The sequence below is a fragment of the Microbacterium elymi genome, from assembly GCF_021582895.2.
GTDB lineage: Bacteria > Actinomycetota > Actinomycetes > Actinomycetales > Microbacteriaceae > Microbacterium > Microbacterium humicola.
Map to the genome: position 1 here is coordinate 222,486 of NZ_CP091139.2, position 18,522 is coordinate 241,007.

The 18,522-nt window shown below is 69.8% G+C and carries 13 protein-coding genes, 1 tRNA gene, 1 other RNA gene and 6 pseudogenes; 10 read left to right on the top strand and 11 right to left on the bottom strand.

Going from position 1 to position 18,522, the window contains the following annotated elements:
- From L2X98_RS01205 to L2X98_RS01225, 5 genes and pseudogenes are all read right to left on the bottom strand, one after another.
- Positions 1–1,107 (bottom strand): branched-chain amino acid ABC transporter permease, encoded by a 1,107-nt coding sequence (locus L2X98_RS01205; RefSeq protein ID WP_435526234.1) that lies wholly within the window; start codon positions 1,105–1,107, stop codon positions 1–3.
- The gene (locus L2X98_RS01210; protein WP_259612077.1) at positions 1,104–1,979 is read right to left on the bottom strand and encodes a branched-chain amino acid ABC transporter permease; all 876 of its coding nucleotides are present in this window, start codon (positions 1,977–1,979) and stop codon (positions 1,104–1,106) included. The genes L2X98_RS01205 and L2X98_RS01210 overlap by 4 nt, the downstream gene beginning before the upstream one ends.
- Positions 1,976–2,707, bottom strand: coding sequence for an ABC transporter ATP-binding protein (locus L2X98_RS01215; RefSeq protein WP_259613409.1), 732 nt, complete (start codon positions 2,705–2,707; stop codon positions 1,976–1,978). Before L2X98_RS01215 ends, L2X98_RS01210 begins: the two co-directional genes overlap by 4 nt.
- A pseudogene (locus L2X98_RS01220) lies at positions 2,704–3,469 on the bottom strand (ABC transporter ATP-binding protein). Before L2X98_RS01220 ends, L2X98_RS01215 begins: the two are co-directional and overlap by 4 nt.
- A 1-nt stretch (position 3,470) precedes the next feature.
- Positions 3,471–4,672 (bottom strand): annotated as a pseudogene (locus tag L2X98_RS01225) (substrate-binding domain-containing protein).
- A gap of 138 nt (positions 4,673–4,810) precedes the next feature.
- Here L2X98_RS01225 and L2X98_RS01230 point away from each other — a divergent pair.
- Genes L2X98_RS01230 through L2X98_RS01245 form a run of 4 tightly spaced genes read left to right on the top strand, consistent with a single transcriptional unit; the run spans position 4,811 to position 7,471 of the window.
- The gene (locus L2X98_RS01230) at positions 4,811–5,242 is read left to right on the top strand and encodes a MarR family winged helix-turn-helix transcriptional regulator (protein WP_259612078.1); all 432 of its coding nucleotides are present in this window, start codon (positions 4,811–4,813) and stop codon (positions 5,240–5,242) included.
- The gene (locus L2X98_RS01235) at positions 5,239–6,471 is read left to right on the top strand and encodes an MFS transporter (protein ID WP_259612079.1); all 1,233 of its coding nucleotides are present in this window, start codon (positions 5,239–5,241) and stop codon (positions 6,469–6,471) included. Before L2X98_RS01230 ends, L2X98_RS01235 begins: the two co-directional genes overlap by 4 nt.
- Positions 6,472–6,506: 35 nt before the next feature.
- On the top strand, positions 6,507–7,157 hold the full coding sequence (locus tag L2X98_RS01240; protein WP_259612080.1) for a cupin domain-containing protein: 651 nt from the start codon (positions 6,507–6,509) through the stop codon (positions 7,155–7,157).
- Positions 7,088–7,471 carry a pyridoxamine 5'-phosphate oxidase family protein gene (locus L2X98_RS01245; RefSeq protein WP_259612081.1) on the top strand — a complete coding sequence of 128 codons (384 nt, stop codon included), beginning with the start codon at positions 7,088–7,090 and terminating at the stop codon, positions 7,469–7,471. Before L2X98_RS01240 ends, L2X98_RS01245 begins: the two co-directional genes overlap by 70 nt.
- 296 nt (positions 7,472–7,767) lie before the next feature.
- On the opposite strand, the gene L2X98_RS01250 is transcribed toward L2X98_RS01245, so the two are convergent.
- Positions 7,768–7,839 (bottom strand) — tRNA-Lys (locus L2X98_RS01250).
- Positions 7,840–7,995: 156 nt separating this feature from the next.
- Between L2X98_RS01250 and L2X98_RS01255 the strand changes: the two are divergent.
- The 3 genes and pseudogenes from L2X98_RS01255 to L2X98_RS01260 form a co-directional block, all read left to right on the top strand.
- Positions 7,996–8,751: pseudogene (locus tag L2X98_RS01255) on the top strand (inositol monophosphatase family protein); the annotation flags it as partial.
- A gap of 626 nt (positions 8,752–9,377) precedes the next feature.
- Positions 9,378–9,791: an FAD-dependent oxidoreductase gene (locus L2X98_RS19665; RefSeq protein WP_354002865.1), complete on the top strand. Its 414-nt coding sequence runs from the start codon at positions 9,378–9,380 to the stop codon at positions 9,789–9,791.
- Positions 9,728–10,705: a flavin monoamine oxidase family protein gene (locus L2X98_RS01260; protein WP_354002866.1), complete on the top strand. Its 978-nt coding sequence runs from the start codon at positions 9,728–9,730 to the stop codon at positions 10,703–10,705. Before L2X98_RS19665 ends, L2X98_RS01260 begins: the two co-directional genes overlap by 64 nt.
- A gap of 72 nt (positions 10,706–10,777) precedes the next feature.
- On the opposite strand, the gene ssrA is transcribed toward L2X98_RS01260, so the two are convergent.
- Positions 10,778–11,148, bottom strand: a transfer-messenger RNA (tmRNA) gene (gene ssrA, locus L2X98_RS01265).
- 165 nt (positions 11,149–11,313) lie between these two features.
- On the opposite strand from ssrA, the gene L2X98_RS01270 reads away from it, so the two are divergent.
- From L2X98_RS01270 to L2X98_RS01280, 3 genes are read left to right on the top strand one after another with little or no spacing between them, the layout of a single operon-like run.
- Positions 11,314–11,967, top strand: coding sequence for an SIMPL domain-containing protein (locus L2X98_RS01270; RefSeq protein ID WP_259612082.1), 654 nt, complete (start codon positions 11,314–11,316; stop codon positions 11,965–11,967).
- Entirely contained in the window at positions 11,964–13,334 is a 1,371-nt protein-coding gene (locus tag L2X98_RS01275; protein WP_259612083.1) for a M20/M25/M40 family metallo-hydrolase, read from the top strand. Before L2X98_RS01270 ends, L2X98_RS01275 begins: the two co-directional genes overlap by 4 nt.
- 31 nt (positions 13,335–13,365) lie before the next feature.
- Positions 13,366–14,829 carry an MFS transporter gene (locus tag L2X98_RS01280; RefSeq protein ID WP_259612084.1) on the top strand — a complete coding sequence of 488 codons (1,464 nt, stop codon included), beginning with the start codon at positions 13,366–13,368 and terminating at the stop codon, positions 14,827–14,829.
- Here the strand turns inward: L2X98_RS01280 and smpB are convergent.
- The 4 genes and pseudogenes from smpB to prfB form a co-directional block, all read right to left on the bottom strand.
- Positions 14,830–15,305: pseudogene (smpB, locus tag L2X98_RS01285) on the bottom strand (SsrA-binding protein SmpB).
- Between the two features lie 119 nt (positions 15,306–15,424).
- The gene (gene ftsX / locus L2X98_RS01290; RefSeq protein WP_259612085.1) at positions 15,425–16,339 is read right to left on the bottom strand and encodes a permease-like cell division protein FtsX; all 915 of its coding nucleotides are present in this window, start codon (positions 16,337–16,339) and stop codon (positions 15,425–15,427) included.
- Positions 16,336–17,327 (bottom strand): annotated as a pseudogene (gene ftsE / locus L2X98_RS01295) (cell division ATP-binding protein FtsE). The gene ftsX and the pseudogene ftsE overlap by 4 nt, the downstream one beginning before the upstream one ends.
- A gap of 55 nt (positions 17,328–17,382) precedes the next feature.
- A pseudogene (gene prfB, locus L2X98_RS01300) lies at positions 17,383–18,490 on the bottom strand (peptide chain release factor 2).
- Positions 18,491–18,522 lie beyond the last annotated feature (32 nt).

The window sequence follows — 18,522 nt, forward strand, 5'->3', positions numbered from 1 at the left end:
TCATCGAGGGACGGCTCCGGCGCCCCGTCGCGCGTGACGGCCGCGGCCCGACGGCGGGCACGACGGCGCACCATGCCGTCGAGGGTGCCGGCGATCCCTCCGGGCAGGAACATGACCACGATGATGAACAGTACGCCCAGCAGGAACAGCGGCTCGGACAGCGGCACCCGCAGGCACATCCGGCAGCGACCCGATCGCCTCGGACCGGGCCAGGACCGTCAGGCGCTGGTCGAGCAGCGTGTACACGACACCGCCGACGACCGCGCCCCAGCGGAAGCCGACTCCGCCGAGCACGACCATCACCAGGATCGTGATCGTGAGGTCGGCCGAGACGGCCTGCGGCTGGGTGCCGGTCTGCAGCAGCATGTACGCCACGCCAGCCAGCGAGGCGCCCACCGCGGCGGCGGCGAAGACGATGAGCTTGGCGAGGTAGGGGCTCAGGCCCAGCACCCGCACCCGCAGCTCGTTCTCGCGCGTCGCCTCGGCCAGATGCCCCAGTCGGGAGCGGTCGATCCACAGGGCGATGAGGTAGACGATCACCACCATGCCGAGCACGACCCAGTACAGATTGCGCGTGTGGACGACCCCGACCAAGGAATCCGGCACGTGCGCGGTGGGCAGGTTCAGGCCCTCCTCGCCGCCGGTGATCTGCGCGTTGCGGCGCACGAGCAGCGACACGGCCTGGGCGAAGGCGAGGGTGACCATCGCGAACGGGATGCCGGTGACCCGCAGGCTGATCGCTCCGGTCACCACTGCGATCACCAGCCCCCCGAGGACGGCGATGAGGATCCCCGGCCACAGCGGCACCTGCGCATACTCCAGGGCGAGGCCCAGCCCGTATGCGCCGACGCCGAAGTAGAGGGCGTGGCCGAAGGAGAGGAGCCCACTCGTGCCCAGCAGCATGTTGTACGAGAGCGCGAGCGCGGCGTACACCATGCACAGCGACAGCAGCGCGAGGGTGCCGGGCGTGTAGGTGGGGCCGGGAAGCACGCCGGGGATGCTGAGGTTCAGCAGCGGCAGGATCGCCAGGACGACGACCACCACGACACCCACGAGCACCGGCCAGAGCGCGCGGAGCGGGCGCATGGAACGGGGTGCCGGGGTCATGCCGCCCTCCCCATCAGTCCGCGCGGCCGCACCAGGAGCACGACGGCCAGGAGGACCACGACGATGAAGTCGCCGGTGCCCGCGAGGTAGAAGTTGGCGAACTGCTCGAGCACGGCGACGAGCACCGACGCGATGGCAGCGCCGGGCAGCGATCCGAGGCCGCCGATGATCGTGACGATGAACGCGAAGATGAGCAGCGTCTGACCCAGCCCGGATGAGACATAGCCGGCCCAATGCGCGGCCAGGATGCCGCCGATCCCGGCGGCCGCTCCCCCGATGGCGAACACGAGCGTGAACGAGCGCCGCACATCGATGCCCAGGGCGGTGACCATCGCGCGGTTCTCCACGCCGGCCCGGATGATGATGCCGTGCCGGGTCCGGCGCAGGAACAGCACCAGCGCGGCGAGCACGACGACGGCGGTCACGATCAGCACCCAGTACACGTTCGGGATCTTCGCGCCCAGCACCGCAGTGGTGCGGCTGAGCCAGCTCGGCCCGCTGATGTAGATGGCGTCGGTCCCCCAGATGCCGTCGAACAGGGCGATCGCGGCGAACGAGAGCCCGACCGTGACCAGCACCTGCTCGATGTGCCGTTCGTACAGCGGCCGGATGAGGACGAGTTCGGTGAGCGCGGCGAAGGCGGCGCCGACGAGCGCGCCCACCAGCAGCGAGAGGAGGAACCCGCCCCACGAGCCGGCGTCGAGGCGACGGGCGACCTCCCATCCGATGAAGGCGCTGAACGAGAGGAACACGCCGTGCGCGAAGTTCAGCACGTGCATGAGACCGTAGATCAGGCTCAGTCCGGACGAGACGAGGAAGTACAGGGCGCCCAGGCCCACGCCCGTGATCAGGGCCAGGATGATGCTGCTCATGCGTCGGCCCCGTCCAGGGGAATGCCGTCCACGTGCACGCCCAGCAGGCGGCGCGTCATTCCCGGGTCGTCCAGGATGGCGGCGGCCGGCCCGGTGTGCACCACACGGCCGCCGGCGATGACCACGGCATCGCCGGCCAGACGGCGCACGACCTCGAGGTTCTGCTCGACCAGCAGGATGGGCACGGTCTTGGCCGCCTCTTCGAGGGCCTCGGCGACCTCGGCGACGATCTTGGGGGCCAGACCCTTGGTCGGCTCGTCGACGAGCAGGATGCGGTTCTCGTTCAGCAGTGCACGGGCGACCGAGACCATCTGCTGCTGGCCGCCCGAGAGCGTGCCGGCCCGCTGGGCGCGCCGCGCGACCAGGTCGGGGAACAGCGCAGCGACCAGATCTCGCCGCGGGTGGCGTCCCCGCTCGGCCAGAGCGAGGTTCTCGGCGACGGTGAGCCCGGCGAACACCTCGCGGTCTTCCGGCACGTAGCCGACCCCTCGTCCGGCGATGCGGTGGGTGAGCAGACCGTCGATGCGCTCTCCCGCCAGGCGCACCTCGCCGTGGCGCTGGATGAGCCCCATGATCGCCCGCAGCGTCGAGGTCTTGCCCACGCCGTTGCGCCCGAGCAGGGCGGTGATGCCGTGCGCGGGCACGTCGAACGTGACATCCTCGACCACCTGCTGCCCGGCGATCGAGGCCCGCAGGCCACGCACCCGGAGGATGACGTCGGCGGTCATGCCGCACTTCCGAGGTAGGCGCTCTGCACGAGCGGGTCGGCCATGATGCGCTGCGGGGTGTCGAACGCGATGACCTCGCCGAAGTACAGCACCGCGACCTTCTCCACCAGGCCCATCAGCACGTCGATGTGGTGCTCGACCATCAGCAGCGTGCAAGCCGGTCTGGCGGTGGAAGGTGCGGATGCTGTCGACCAGGCCCGGCACGTCGCCGGAGGCAACCCCGGCCATCGGCTCGTCCAGCAGCACGGTACGCGGACGGACGGCCAGCAGCACGGCGATCTCGAGCTTGCGCTTGTCGCCGTGCGAGATGTCTCCGGCCGGCGACTGCGCCTTGTGGTCCAGACCCACTGCACGCAGCGTGTCCCACGCCAGGCCGGTGGCGGCATCCGAGCGCCGCGGGAAGCGGATCAGCGAGTAGCTGCCGCCGGCGGCGGCTTGGGCCGCCAGCCGCACGTTCTCGAGCACCGTGAGCCGCGGGAACAGACTGGATGTCTGGAAGGTCCGCCCCAATCCCGCCCGCGCGCGCTGGGCGACCGACATCCGGGTGACGTCGGTGCCGTCCATCTCGATGCGGCCCGCGGTGGGGCGCACGACACCGGAGACCGCGTTGAACAGCGTCGTCTTCCCGGCGCCGTTCGGGCCGATGACGCCGACCAGCGCCCCGGAGTCGACCGCCAGGTCGACGTCCTTCAGGATGGTCGCTCCGCCAATCTGCAGGCCGAGGCCCGAGATCCGCAGGGCGGGCGGGTTGGGAGCGGTCATGCTACTTCTTCGCCTCGGCGGGGGTGACCTCGTCGGCCGGGACGGCGGCCGCCAGCTCCGGTGCGAACGAGCCGTCCTTCGCGACCAGCTTGGCCTGGTACATCTCCTGCGCAGCGCGTGGTCCGAGGCGCGCACCGTCGTCTTGCCCTTGGGGCCGTCGAAGCTGAAGCCCTCCAGCGCCTTGACCATGGCATCCACGTCGCCCTTGCCCTCCTTGACGGCGTGGACGAGCATGATGGCCGCGTTGAAGCCGTCCGGGCTGAAAAGATCCGGGGTGCCGCCGGCCTTGGTGATCATCTCGATCATCGTCTTGTTCACGTCGTTGTCGTTCGCGCCCGGGAAGTAGTAGCTGAGGAAGTTGATCTTCTCGCTGGCTTCGCCGTAGGCGCCGAACGTCGGCGAGTCGCCGAGGCCGGTGACCACCGGGATGGATTCGAGCACGCCCTGCTGCGACAGCGCCTGCCACATCGCCCCACTGGTCGCTCCCGCCCACGCCACGAACACGAGATCGGGCTTGGACTGCAGGATCTGCTGGGCGAACGGGGTGAACTCCGTCGCGTCCTCGGGCACGAGCACCGAGTTCACGGTGGCGCCCTTCGCGCCGAGGATCGCCTTCACGGCCGCTTCGTTGCCCTGGCCGAACGCGCTGTTCTGCGCGAACACGGTGATCTTCTTGCCCGAGATGTCGTCCAGGAACGTGCCCGCGGTGGCGACGTCCTGCGCGCTCTGCCGACCGGAGCGGAACGTGTACGCGTTCACGCCGGTGATCGCATCGGCGGCGGCCGGCCCCGAGATGAACAGGACCTTGTTCTGCGCGGCCTGCTCGGCCACCGCCAGAGCCACCCCCGAGGACGCGCTGCCCATCAGGATCTTCGTGCCCTTGCCGATGAGGTCCTTGGCCGCCGTGACGGCGGTGTCGGGGTCGCCCGCGTCGTCGCGGTAGTCGATGTCCAGCTTCATCCCGTCGACGGCGCCGGTGCCGTCGGTGGCATAGTCCAGGCCCGCCTTGAAGGCGTCCAGGTACTGGCTGCCGTAGCCGGCCAGCGCCCCGGTCTCGCTCGTGATCACGCCCACGCTGATGGCGCTGGGCGCGCTGCCCTTGGCGTTGCCCTCGTCCGAGACGGACGGCGCACAGGCGGCGAGTACGACCACCGCCGTTGCCGTGATCGCTCCGAGGAGCAGCCTCGTCTTCTTGATTCGCATGTGACTGCCTTTCGCCGTTGAAGGTGCATTTATGAAACCCGATTCAGGTAGTAGGAATGCTAGGGACGCAGCATCCCGCTGTCAACCTGGACCCCGGTTCGATTCGCGCGATATATATCTGGGGTATATACTTTGGGAATGCCCCGCTCCCACGACATCGCAGAGATCGTCACGGCCGCGCACACCCTGACCCGGCTTGCAGCCCTGCAGACCAAGAACGATTCGCCGGCCGCGAAGTGGCGGGCACTCAGCGTGCTGAGCACCGACGGTCCCCTGCGCCTGGGCGCCCTGGCCACCGCGTCACGAACCACCCAGCCCGGGATGACCAAGCTCGTCGGTGCGATGGAGAAGGAAGGGCTGGTGCGCCGCGACGGCGATCCGTCCGATTCGCGCGCCACCGTGATCAGCGTCACCGCGCAGGGGCGGACGGCGCTGGCCGACTGGCGGCTCGAGCTGCGTGACGCCCTGATGCCGCTGTTCGCCGATCTCGGCGACGACGAGTGGGCCACCCTGTCGCGGGCCGCCCGCATCCTCACATCCCACACCACCCTGCAAGGAGCTGCCGAATGAGTGCGAAACCCGCTACCGGATCCGTCTGGCGTCAGCCGGCCCAAGTATGGGCGGTCGCGTTCGCATGTGTGGTGGCCTTCATGGGCATCGGCCTCGTCGACCCGATCCTCCCGGCGATCGCCGAGTCGCTGAAGGCCGACGCGGTCCAGACCGAGCTGCTGTTCACGAGCTACCTGCTGGTGACCGGCGCCGCCATGCTGATCACGAGCTGGATCTCCAGCCGCATCGGCGCCAAGGCGACCCTCCTGGCCGGGCTCGGGCTGATCGTGGTGTTCGCCCTGTTCTGCGCGCTCAGCGGCAGCGTGGATGCGATCATCGGATTCCGCGCCGGGTGGGGGCTCGGCAACGCGCTGTTCATCTCCACCGCCCTGGCGACCATCGTCGGCGCCGCCAGCGGTGGCAGCGAAGCCGCGATCATCCTCTACGAGGCCGCACTCGGCATCGGCATCGCCATCGGCCCGCTCCTGGGCGGCCTGCTCGGCGAGGTGAGCTGGCGCGGACCGTTCTTCGGCGTGGTCGTGCTCATGGCCGTCGCGTTCATCGCCGTGATGCTCCTCGTGCGCTCCGGCACGTCCGAGAAGCGCGCGCCGATGCCGCTGTCGGCGCCGTTCCGCGCTCTGCGCACGCCGGCGCTGGCGATCCTGGCCATCGCGGCCCTGTTCTACAACATCGGCTTCTTCGTCCTCCTCGCCTTCTCGCCGTTCCCGCTCGGCTTCTCGGCGATGGGCATCGGCCTCACGTTCTTCGGCTGGGGCGTGGCGCTGGCCCTCACCAGCGTCTGGATCGCCCCGATCCTGCTGGACCGCTTGGGCCGCAGCGCCGTGATGCTGACGATCCTGCCGCTGCTGGCCGCCGACCTCGTGGTCGCCGGACTCCTCGTGGCCGATCCCACCGCGCTGGTGATCTGCATCATCGTGGGCGGTCTGCTGCTGGGCATCATGAACACGGTCCTCACCGAAGCCGTGATGGAGGCGACCGACCATCCGCGGGCCGTGGCATCCTCCGCCTACTCCGCGGTGCGCTTCATCGGCGGCGCCATCGCCCCGCCGATCGCCGCCCTCCTGTGGCATCAGTTCAACGCGACCGTGCCGTATCTGTTCGCGGCAGCATCCGTGCTGATCGCCACCGTCACCATCGCCCTCGGCCACAAGGTGCTCACGGGCATCGACTCGCACCCGGCCGATGCGCAGGAGGAGGGCGCCGCGGTCCTCATCGGCGACGCCGGCTGAGCCCAGACCGTCGCCGCGCCCGATACTGTCGCGAGATGACCGACTACGACGTCCTCGAAATCGGCGCGCTGGAGAAGTGGCGCGAGTTCTATGGCGGCTTTGCGCCGGCTACGTCGCGCGACGGGCGACGCGTCGTGGACGGCGGGCTGGCGATGCAGTACATCGGAATGACCGCCAACGCGTACGAGCCGGGTGAAGAGGCCGGCTACTGGCATCGACACAGCCGGATCGAGGAGCTGTACGTGTTCCTCGCCGGGCAGGGGCAGATGGGCCTGGACGACGATATCGTCGATGTCGGCCCGGGGAGCGTCGTGCGGGTGGGCCAGGGCGTGTGGCGCACCTGGCGCTGCCTGCCCGAGAGCCCAGGCGAGCTTGCGCTGGCTCTGCATCCGAGCCGGCGGCGAGGAGCTTCCGGAGCGTCCGAACGACAGCGAACGCGGGCCCGACCGGCTGATGCCCTGGTGACCGCTGTTCTTGCGGGCAGCGGACGATCAGAGGAACATGAATCCCATAGGGAGTCCCGATGGCTGAAGGTGAAGAGGTCTCGCGGGGCGCTTCCGGATCGGGCGCCGCCGTACGCATCGAGGAGCTGCCGTCGGACGAATGCTGGCGGCTGTTGGGGCAGGCATCCCTGGCGCGTCTGGCATTCGTCGATGCGGACGGCGATCCTGAGATCTATCCGGTGAACTTCCGGACCGACCGCGGAGTCATCCTCATCCGGTCGGCCGATGACGGCAAGGTCCGCTCGATCGCCGCTCATCCCCGGGTCGCCATGGAGGTGGACGGCGGCGCGTTGCGGGTGCGCTGGAGCGTCATCGTCCACGCGACCGCCGAAGTGAGCGCGACCGACGCCGCGGGCCAGCCGCCCACCCCGCCCGACGCGCTCTCGTGGTTCCCGGGCGAGAAGGCGCTCGTGATCAGGCTGATGGTGAGGTCGATCACCGGGAGGAGATTCCTCGTCCCGGCCGGTGTGCGGCTACCCGGCGCGTCCAGCGAATGAGCTGACCCGAACGGCGCGTTCCGACGAGCACGACGATGTGGGCGGCCTCGACGCCCGTCGCGACGCTGATGCCGGATGCCCGACGCCCGCGGACACTCCGTCGGTCGCCACGCAGGCGGGGGCTACCCTGTCGACATGCGTCTGCGATCGTTCGGCTCTGGAACCGGGCAGGCTTGCGTCGGTGCTGCTGTGGCTGGTGGCGCTGGCAACCGTCGCCGTGCTGCTGATCGCGGGAGGTCGACCGGCGTTCACCGGACCGGCACCAGGGAAATCTCCGGTCGCCGCCGGACTTGGGGTGCGCCCCCTCGGATTCGAACCGAGAACCCATTGATTAAGAGTCAATTGCTCTGCCGTTGAGCTAGAGGCGCTCAGCTCGCTGCAACAGCGAACCGAGGGTCAACGATAGCATCCGAATCGACACGGTACGAAATCGAGACAGCCCCTCCGGCTATCCTGGGCGGGTGACCATTCCCTGGCCCGAACCGTCCGATCCTGCCGACGCCGCGGCGTCCCATGACGGCGACATCGAGGCGGATCTCGCGCTCGCGATCCGATTGGCCGATGCCGCGGATGCGGCGTCCATGGACCGGTTCGATGCCGCCGATCTGGATGTGCGACTGAAGGCCGACCACAGTCACGTCACCGAGGCGGATCTGGCCACCGAACGGGTCATCCGCGACATCCTGGACGCCGAGCGTCCCGACGACGGCATCCTCGGCGAGGAGTTCGGGACCGCCGGCAGCACGGCCCGGCAGTGGATCGTCGACCCGATCGACGGCACGGCGAACTATCTCAAGGGCATCCCCATGTGGGCGACCCTGATCGCACTGGCCATCGACGGAGTTCCACACGTGGGCGTGGTCAGTCAGCCGGCGATACGCCGCCGGTGGTGGGCCGCCACCGGGCTCGGCGCCTGGACCAACGGCGCCGACGACAAGCCCTGCCGGCTCGGGGTCTCGTCGGTGGCCCGGCTGGACCAGTCGAGTGTGAGCTTCCAGAGCATCGCCCAGTGGGACGACGCGGGTCGGACCGACGATCTGCTGCGGCTCTCCCGCGCCGTGTGGCGCGACCGCGGCTACGGCGACGCGTGGCCGTACATGCTGCTGGCCGAGGGCCGGCTCGAGATGGTGGCCGAGTTCGACGTCAAGGAGTACGACATCGCCGCCCACGTCCCGATCGTGCGCGAGGCCGGCGGCCGCTTCACCGACATCGACGGGGCGGATGCCATCGACAGCCGATCCGCGCTGGCGACCAACGGCATCCTCCACGAGGCCTACCTGACGCCTGCGTGGGGCGGACGGACGTTGAGCCCTCTCGACCGCGGCAGGATGCTGGGGGTCGTCCTTCTGGCCGCGACCCTCGCACTCGCCGGATGTGCCGGCTCCCCCGCCCCCGCGCCCACACCGACCGGCCCGGTGGTCAGCGGGGGAAGCCAGACACAGGATCCCTCCGCCACCGGCGCGCCGGGTCCGTCTGCCACCCCGGCCGGCCCACCGACGTGCGCAGGCATCATCCCGGCCGACACCGTCGACGCCTTCACCGAGGCGGGATGGACGTCGCGTGAAGACCCGTTCTACGTCGGCAACATCGAGCTGCCGGACGGGATCCAGTGCACGTGGGGCAACGCGAAGATCGCCAGCGACCAGGTGCAGGTCTTCGGCTGGGCGCCGTTGGACGCCGATCGGGCCCGTGCGGTGAAGGAGGAGCTCCTCGGTTCAGGGTGGAAGGAGTTCGAGGAGAACGGCGCGGTGTACCTCACGGCGACCGGCGACATGGTGATGAACCCCGACGACGACGGCTACGGCATGACCTACCGCCTCGACGACGGCCAGATCACGCTGGCCGATACGCGCCAGGGCCTGCTGCTGATCCAGTGGCCACCGGCCGGCTGACCAGGAGGCCCCGCATGGATCGCTTCGACACCATCGTGATCGGCGCGGGCGTGGCCGGACTCACCGCCGCCCGCCTGCTGTCCGGTGCGGGCCGTCGGGTCGTGGTGCTCGAAGCCCGCGCGCGTATCGGAGGCCGCGTGTGGACCGACCGCACCGACGGGCTGGTGACGGACCTCGGCGCCTCGTGGATCCACGGCACCACCGACAGCCCGGTGACGGAGGCTGCACGGGCGTTCGGGATGAGGATGCTGGAGTTCACCGTCGGCAGCTATCAGCCCGACAGCCGCCCGATCGCGTACTACTCCCCGACGGGCAGCGACTCGGCGACGCCGAGGCGCGGCGCTTCGCCGACGACATCCGGGCGGTGGATGCTGCGCTCGCGCACGCCGTGGCCGCCTCGGATGACGCCGACTCGTACCGCGACGTGACCGAGGTGGCGCTGGCCCGCCAGCCATGGGATCAGGAACGTGCGCAGCGCGTGCGGGAGTATCTCCAGCACCGCACCGAGGAGCAGTACGGGGCCTGGATCGAAGACCTCGCCGCGCACGGCCTGGACGACGACGTCCCGAACGGCGACGAGGTGATCTTCCCGGACGGCTACGACCGCCTGCCCGCACGGCTGGCGGCGGGCCTCGACATCCGCCTCGAGCACATCGTGACCCACCTGGACTGGTCCGTCGACGGCGTGACGGTCACCACCGGGCGAGGATCGTTCACCGCCGACGACGCCGTCGTGGCGGTGCCGGTCGGCGTGCTGCACTCGGGAGACCTGGTCATCGACCCGCCGCTGCCGGACCCGGTCGGCAGTGCGCTGGGACGCCTGGAGATGAACGCGTTCGAGAAGGTGGTCCTGCGGTTCCCGACGGCCTTCTGGGACAAGGATGTCTACGCCATCCGCCAGCAGGGAGCCCAGGGCGCCTGGTGGCACTCCTGGTACGACCTGACCGCCGTCGATGGCACGCCCTCGCTGCTGACGTTCGCGGCGGGTCCGGCGGCGGTCCAGACGCGCGGCTGGACCGAGGATCGGGTGGTCGCCTCGGTGCTCGCCCAGCTGCGCCGGCTGTACGGCGACCGCGTACCGCAGCCGACGCATGCGCACGTCACGTCCTGGCAGGACGACCCGTTCGCGCGCGGCGCGTACGCCTACATGCCGGTCGGCTCCCGGTTGGCCGACCACGACGATCTGGCGACGCCGATCGCCGGGGTGCTGCACCTGGCCGGCGAGGCGACCTGGGGCGACGACCCCGCGACGGTGACGGCCGCCCTGTGCTCGGGCCACCGTGCGGCGGCGAACATCCTGGGGCGGTCGATCCCGATCAGCGCGCTCTGGGCCGAGAGCTGAGGCGACAACGCGAAGCCCCTCGATCCCGATGTCTCCATGGGGTCGAGGGGCTTCCTCCGTATGACAGCGGCATCGTGGAGATGGGGGGAATCGAACCCCCGTCCATCGCTGAGTCTCCACGCCTTCTCCGGGCGCAGTCTGTGCAGGCGTTCTGCTCGGCTCCGACCTTTGTCACAGACACCTAAGTCGACGAGCCCAGCCTGGAAAGAGTCCCGCACGACGTCCAGACGCCGTCGTGCGGCAAGATCCCTAGATGACGCCAGGGTCCGTGTCGGGATCGACCACGGTCTGACGGACTATCGGGCTCGCTTACGCAGCGAGGGCGAAGTCAGTGCGCTTAGAGTTGGCACTTATTGGTTTTGCAGGGAGCGTTCACGAGATAACCCTGCATCCTCGGCCCGCTTCTCGTGGATTCACAGGCGATGTCGAAACCGATCATCCCCGTGTGCTCGCAATGAGCTGGTGCTCGCAAGGAGCGGCCGCTGTCACACTGTGGAGTTTCCAAGACCGGATGCCGCGGCATCCGAGCGTCTCAGCATACAACGTGACAGCGACATCCGACATTCCCGTCGCACCCGCGCCCCGGCCGCCTCCCGTAGGCTTCGTGCATGACCGAGGTCAGCATCACCGTCCGCGGCGAGCACGAAGTGCTGCACGCACCGGAAGAAGCCGTCGCCCACATCGCCGTGCGTGCCGAGGGAGCCGAACGCGGCGCCGTCGTCGAGCGGATCGCCGCACTGTCCGCGCCGATCCGCGACGGGCTCGCCGCGCGGAAGGATGCCGGTGGCCTGTCGGACTGGTCCAGTCAGCGCGTCGCGGTCTGGGCTGAGCGCCCCTGGAACCCCGAGGGCAGACAGCTGGCGGTCGTGCATCATGCCGCCGTGCAGATCAGCGCGACGTTCACCGACTTCACCGCACTGAGCTGGTGGGTCAGCCAGGTGGCCGAGCAGGACGGCGTGCACGTCGGCGACATCGACTGGCGACTCACCCGTGACACCGAGGCGGCGCTGGAACGAGAGGTGGCCGCGCAGGCCGTGCGCGTCGCCGTCGAACGGGCGACCGCGTACGCTCAGGCTCTCGGCCTGACCGAGGTGGTTCCCGTCCAGATCGCGGACGTCGGACTGCTCGGCCGCAGCGCCCCGGCCCCGCTGCGCGCGGCCCGCGCATCATTCTCGGCAGACGCCGCACCGCCGAGTCTGGACTTCCAGGCCGAGGACATCGTCGTCTCCGCGGCCGTCGAGGCGAGGTTCACCGCACGATGAATCCGCCCGCCGCAGTCCCGCCCGCCGCCGCTCGGCTCACCCCGCGCCCGGGGATGGCCGAGCGCCTGTCCCGCATGATCCAGCTGCCCACGGTCTCGGCCGAGCTCGAACAGCGCGGCATGGCGCCCTTCGACGCGTTCGTCGCCCTCATCGGCGAGCTGTACCCGCTCGTGCACGCGCATCTCGAGCTGAGCCGGCACACCGAGCTCGGCCTCCTCTTCCGCTGGCGGGGTCGTCGCTCCGCCGCCGACGGTCCGCTGGTGCTGATGGCGCACTACGACGTCGTGCCGGTGGACGAGTCGGACCCGTGGACGCATCCGCCGTTCGAGGGCCACGTCGAGGGCGGGTGGGTCTATGGCCGGGGCACGCTCGATGACAAGGGTCCGCTGCTGGTCATCCTGGAGGCGGTCGAGAATCTGCTGGCCGCCGGCTTCCGCCCGGCCCGTGACGTGTGCCTGTCCTTCGGCGGGAACGAGGAGACGTTCGGCGCCGCCGCCCGCGAGATCGCGGCATCCTTCCACACCGCCGGCGAACTGCCCTGGCTCGTGCTGGACGAGGGCGGCGCCGTCGTCGACGCCCCGCTGCCGTTCGTCACCGGCGACGCCGCCATGATCGGCGTCGCCGAGAAGGGCGTGCTGACCCTGCGTCTGTCCGCCCGGGGCGAGGGAGGACACGCCTCGGCCCCGCCGCCGATGACCGCGGTGCGACGCATCGGCCGGGCCGTGCAACGGCTGGATGCCGGCACGTTCCGGTCGCACGCCCCGACGGCGATCACGCGCATGCTCGGCGTGTTCGCACGCCGTGCCCGGGGCGCCGGGCGGCCGTTGTACCGGCTGCTGGCCGCGGCACCCTGGCTGGCCGCCCGGGTGTTCGCCCGGATGGGGGGCGAGACCGCGGCATTCGTGCGGACGACCGTGGCCGCCACCATGGCGGCCGGCGGCACCGCGGCGAACGTGCTGCCGTCCCAGGCGTCCGCCACGGTCAATCTGCGGATCGCGATCGGCGAGACGGTCGAGGCGACCGTGGCCCGCGTGCGGCGGCGCATCGCCGATCCGAAGGTCGAGGTGACCGTGATCGAGGGTGACGAGCCGTCCCCGGAGTCGGCCGTCGACAATGCGCAGTTCGCGGCCCTGGCCGGCGCGCTGCGCGCGTCCTATCCGGGTGCGGACGCGGTGCCGTACATCATGATGCAGGCCAGCGACTCGCGCCACTTCCACCGCTTCTCCCCCGCCGTGTACCGGTTCGCCCCGCTGCGGATGTCGGCCGCGCAGCGGGCGAGCATCCACGGTGTGGACGAGCGGGTCGAGATCGCGTCGCTGGAGGCCGGAGAGCGGTTCCATCGCGCGCTCATCGAAGCGCTAGAGTGAGCCGACCCGAATCCCGCTGCAAAGGAGCACGATGACGCAACGCGTCGCGCCCGGTCGCGTCTCGCTCGGCATGCTGATGGGCGTCGTCGGCTTCCTCGCCTTCGTCGAGTTCACCAGTGGCGTGCTGCAGGGCTACTACACGCCGATGCTCACCGACATCGCCCGCCACCTGCACATCCACGACGCCGACGTGAACTGGCTGGAAGGCACCCAGCTGATGCTGTCGGCGCTGGTGGTGCCGGCGTTCGCGAAGCTGGGCGACATGATCGGGCACCGGCGGATGCTGCTGATCTCGACCGCCGTGACCGGGGCGGCATCCCTCGTGCTGCCGTTCACCGACTCGTTCGCGGTGTTCCTGGTCGGCTGGGCGCTGATGGGGTTCTACGTCGTGTGGCTGCCGCTGGAGATCGCGCTGATCTGGTCGCGCGCCCGGCGGATGGAGGGCCGCTCCACGATCACGGCCCGGGCCGCCGGCATCCTGGTGGCGGCGCTGGAGTCCGGGGCGATCATCGGCGCCCTCGTCGGCGGTGCACTGGTGGACGCGCTTCCCCTGTGGATCGTGCTGCTGGTCCCCAGCATCCTGATCATCGTCTGCTTCTTCGTCGTGCTGTGCGGCGTGAAGGAGTCGCCGGAGCCGACGGGCGGGATCTTCGACACCGTCGGACTGGTGCTGATCTCGCTGGCCCTGATCGCGTTCACCGGCGGGCTGAGCATGCTGCGCCTGAACGGCCCGGCCGATCCTCTGTCGTGGGCGGTGGTCGCGATCGGCGTGCTGCTGGTGATCCCGTTCGCGCTGTGGGAGCTGCGCTGCGCCGACCCGCTGATCGACGTGCGGATGTTCCGGTCCCCGGCACTGGGCCCGGTGTTCCTGACGGCGGGGCTGTTCGGTGTCAGCGTGCTGGGCGCCCAGGCGCCGCTGTCGACGTTCGCCCGCACCGATCCGGGCGTCTACGGGTTCGGCCTGGGTACCAGCGGCTTCGCCACCTCGCTGATCATCGGCGTGTACCTGATCGCGATGATCGTCGGCGCCCTGACCTACCCTCTGGCCACCCGGCTGGTCGCTCCGCGCATCGTGCTGATCGTGGCCGCGGTGCTCGTCGGCGTCGGGTTCCTGCTGTTCCTGCCGCTGCACGGCACGTATCTGCAGGTCATCGTGAACATGGTGGTCGTGGGGATCGGGTCCGGTGCCCTGGTCGCCGCGCTGCCGGCCGCGGCCGCATCCGCCGCGCCGCACACGCAGACCAGCGTCGCGACCGGGCTGACCAACTCGGTGAAGACCGTGGGCGGCGCCGTCGCGTCGTGCGTGTTCGGCATCGCGCTCCTGCACGGCGCATCGGGCGCGGTCGCCGACGGCACCGCCGGTTCGTTCTCGGGCTATGTCACGGTCTGGGTGGTGTGCGGCGTGACGGCGCTGGTGGCCGCCGTGCTGCTGCTGTTCGTGCCGAAGACCGCGTTCACCGACGCCGAGACGCCTGTCGTGGATCTGGTGCCGTAGCTAGTCGCCCAGGCGATTCTTCGTGCGCATGGCCCGCTCGGCTTCGCGCTTGTCCTGCCGCTCGCGCAGCGTCTGCCGCTTGTCGAACTCGCGCTTGCCCTTGGCGACGGCGATCTCGACCTTCACCCGGCCGTCGGAGAAGTACAGTCGCAGCGGGACCAGGGTGTACCCGCCGGCCGAGACCGCGTGCGAGAGGCGCACGATCTCCTCTTCGTCGGCAGCAGCTTGCGGGTGCGCTTGGCGGCGTGGTTGGTCCAATTGCCCTGCAGGTACTGAGGGATGTTCACCGCGTCCAGGAACGCCTCGCCGCCTTCGATGTAGGCGTATCCGTCGGTGAGGGTCGCCCGGCCCTCACGCAGCGACTTCACCTCGGTGCCGGTCAGGACCAGGCCCGCCTCGTAGGTCTTCTCGATGGAGTAGTCGTGCCGCGCGCGACGGTTGGTCGCGACGACCTTCTCCCCGCGTTCGGCGGGCATGAGGGCTCCTCTGGGGTGGGGCGGATGGGTGCGCACGGATGCGGCGGCCGCCCGATCGGCGACAGCCCATCAGTCTAACGCAGCGATCCGGTCCTGCCCGCTTGCGGCATCCCTCGACCTCAGGCGCGCAGCCATCGTCGGATCGCGAAGCCGGCCGAGACCGCGGCGAGGACCACGCCGATGGCGATCATGATGGGGATCACGTAGGCGACGTCCTTCATGTCCACCCAGGTGGTGATGAAGTCCACCCGGGAGCGGAGGTAGCCGTGCACGCCGAACTGCACGCCGGCCCAGATCGCGACAGATGCCAGCACCGAGCCGATCAGGGCGGCGAACACCCCCTCCAGGATGAACGGCGTCTGGATGAATCGGTTGGAGGCGCCCACCAGACGCATGATCCGCAGCTCTCGGCGTCGCGAATAGGCGGACAGGCGGATGGTGGTGGCGATCAGCAGCACGGCCGCGATCAGCATGAGCCCGGCGATGCCGACGGCGATGTAGGTGGCCACGGTGAGCGCCGAGAACAGCGGCTCGGCAAGCTGCATCTGGTCCTGCACCACCTGCACGCCCTTCTTGCCGGCGAACGCCTCGGTGATCACCGCCGAGTTCTCGGGGTCGACGAGGTTGACGTAGAAGCTCGCGCCGAACTGGTCCGGCGAGAGGATGTCCTTGTAGTCGGCGCCGAGCAGCTCCAGGGCGTTCTTGTACGCCTGCTCTGGCGTCTCGTAGCGCACCTTGCTGATCAGCGGCTTCAGCCCCGCGCCGTTCAGCTGGTCGCGCACCGTCTGGATCTGCTTGTCGGTGGCAGCCCCGTCATCACACGTCGCCTCGCGGGCGCCGTCGATGCACATCGTGACCTGCACCTGCGCACGCCCGGTCCAGAAGTCGCGCATGGTGCCGATCTGGGCCTGCATCAGGATGGCCGCGCCGACGAACGTCAGCGACACGAATGTGACCAGCACGATCGAGATGACCATGGAGGCGTTGCGGCGCAGACCGGTCAGTGCCTCGCCGAAGATCAGACCCGCCCTCATCGCGTGGGACCCACTTCGTCGTCGCGCTCATCCAGTCCGAGCCGGTCTGCCAGGCCCAGTTCGTCCACGCCGATCCCGGCGACATCCGCCGCCTCGTCGGACGGCGCTTCGTCCTCGGCATCCTGCTCGGGTGCGGCATCCTGCTCGCGTGCCACATCCTGCTCGCGTGCCACATCCTGCTCCGGGGCCGGCACCGAGCCGCCCGCTTCGACGGTCTCGCGGTGCACCTCCAGCACCGCGGTGAGAGCCGCGACCGATGCCGCTCCGCGCTCGGGTCCGGGCGCGAGGCTGGGCAGGCTCGAGGTGTCCCCGTAGCCGCCGTGCCGCTCGTCGCGGACCATCTCGCCCTGGTGCAAGCTCGATCACGCGGCGCTTCATCTGGTCGACGAACCCGGCCTCGTGCGTGGCCATCACCACGGTCGTGCCGGTCTCGTTGATCCGCGCCAGCAGCTGCATGATGTCCACCGACGTGCCGGGGTCGAGGTTGCCGGTGGGCTCGTCGGCCAGCAGCACCTGCGGGCGGTTGACGATCGCGCGCGCGATCGCGACCCGCTGCTGCTCGCCGCCGGACAGCTCGTGCGGGAGCCGCTTGCCCTTGTCCTGCAGCCCCACCAGTGCGAGCGCCTCGGGCACCGCCTGGCGGATGAAGGCGCGCGACGAGCCGATCACCTGCAGCGCGAACGCCACATTCTGGAAGATCGTCTTGGTCGGCAGGAGCCGGAAGTCCTGGAACACCGCCCCGATGTGGCGCCGGAAGTACGGGACCTTGCGACTGGACAGCATGCGCAGGTCGCGCCCGAGGACGACGACGCGTCCTTCGCTGGGAGTCTCTTCGCGCAGGATCATGCGCAGACAGGTCGATTTGCCGGACCCCGACGGGCCGACGAGGAAGATGAACTCTCCGCGCTTGCACCTCGAAGTCGACATCCTGCAGAGCGGGTTTCGCGGTGCCGCGATACCGCTTGGTGACGTTCTCGAACCGGATCATGGCTGTGACAGCCTAAGCGGACGCATGCCGATGCGACCGAGCGACACCCCGCGTGTCAGTCCTCGGTCTTGCGCTTGCGCCACCGGATGCCGGCCGCGATGAAGCCGTCCAGGTCGCCGTCGAACACGGCCTGCGGGTTGTTCACCTCGTGGTCGGTGCGCAGATCCTTGACCATCTGGTACGGCGCCAGCACGTACGAGCGCATCTGGTCGCCCCAGCTGGCGGTGATGGTGCCGGCGAGCTCCTTCTTGGTCGCCGCCTCCTGCTCCTTCTGCAGGCAGCAGCCGTGATTGCAGGACGCGCAGCGCGGCGGCGCGGTTCTGGATCTGCGACTTCTCGTTCTGCATCGAGACCACGATCCCGGTCGGCAGGTGGGTGATGCGCACCGCCGAGTCGGTCGTGTTCACCGACTGACCGCCGGGGCCGGACGAGCGGAACACGTCCACGCGCATGTCCGCCTCGGGGATGTCGACCTCGGTCGCCTCCTCCATCAGCGGGATCACCTCGACCGCGGCGAACGAGGTCTGCCGCTTGCCGGCGGAGTTGAACGGGCTCATCCGCACGAGCCGGTGCGTGCCGGCCTCGACGCTCAGGGTGCCGAACGCATACGGCGCGTCCACCTCGAACGTGGCGGACTTGACGCCCGCCTCTTCGGCGTACGAGGTGTCCATCACGGTGACCGGGTACTTGTGGTGCTCGGCCCAGCGCAGATACATCCGCAGGAGCATCTCGGCGAAGTCCGCGGCATCCACTCCCCGGCTCCGGCGCGGATGGTGACCACCGCCGGCCTCGCGTCGTACTCGCCGTCCAGCAGGGTCTGCACTTCGAGCTGGCCGATGACCTCGCCCAGGGACGCCAGTTCGGCACGCGCCTCTGCGGCGGAGGCCTCGTCGTCCATCTCGTTGGCGAGTTCGATCAGCACCTCGAGATCGTCCAGGCGTCGCCCGATCGCGGTGATCCGGGCCAGTTCGGACTGGCGGTGGCTGAGCGCGCTCGTGACCTGCTGCGCGCGTGCCGGGTCGTCCCACAGGTCGGGAACCCCCGCATCTTCGCTCAGCCGGGCGATGTCCGACTCGAGCTTGCGGCACGTCGACCACCGCCTGGATATCGGCGAAGGTGGAGCGCAGGGCCTGGATGTCGGCAGACAGATCGAGTTCGAGCATGGCACTCCAGACTAACGTGGATGCGGTGACCG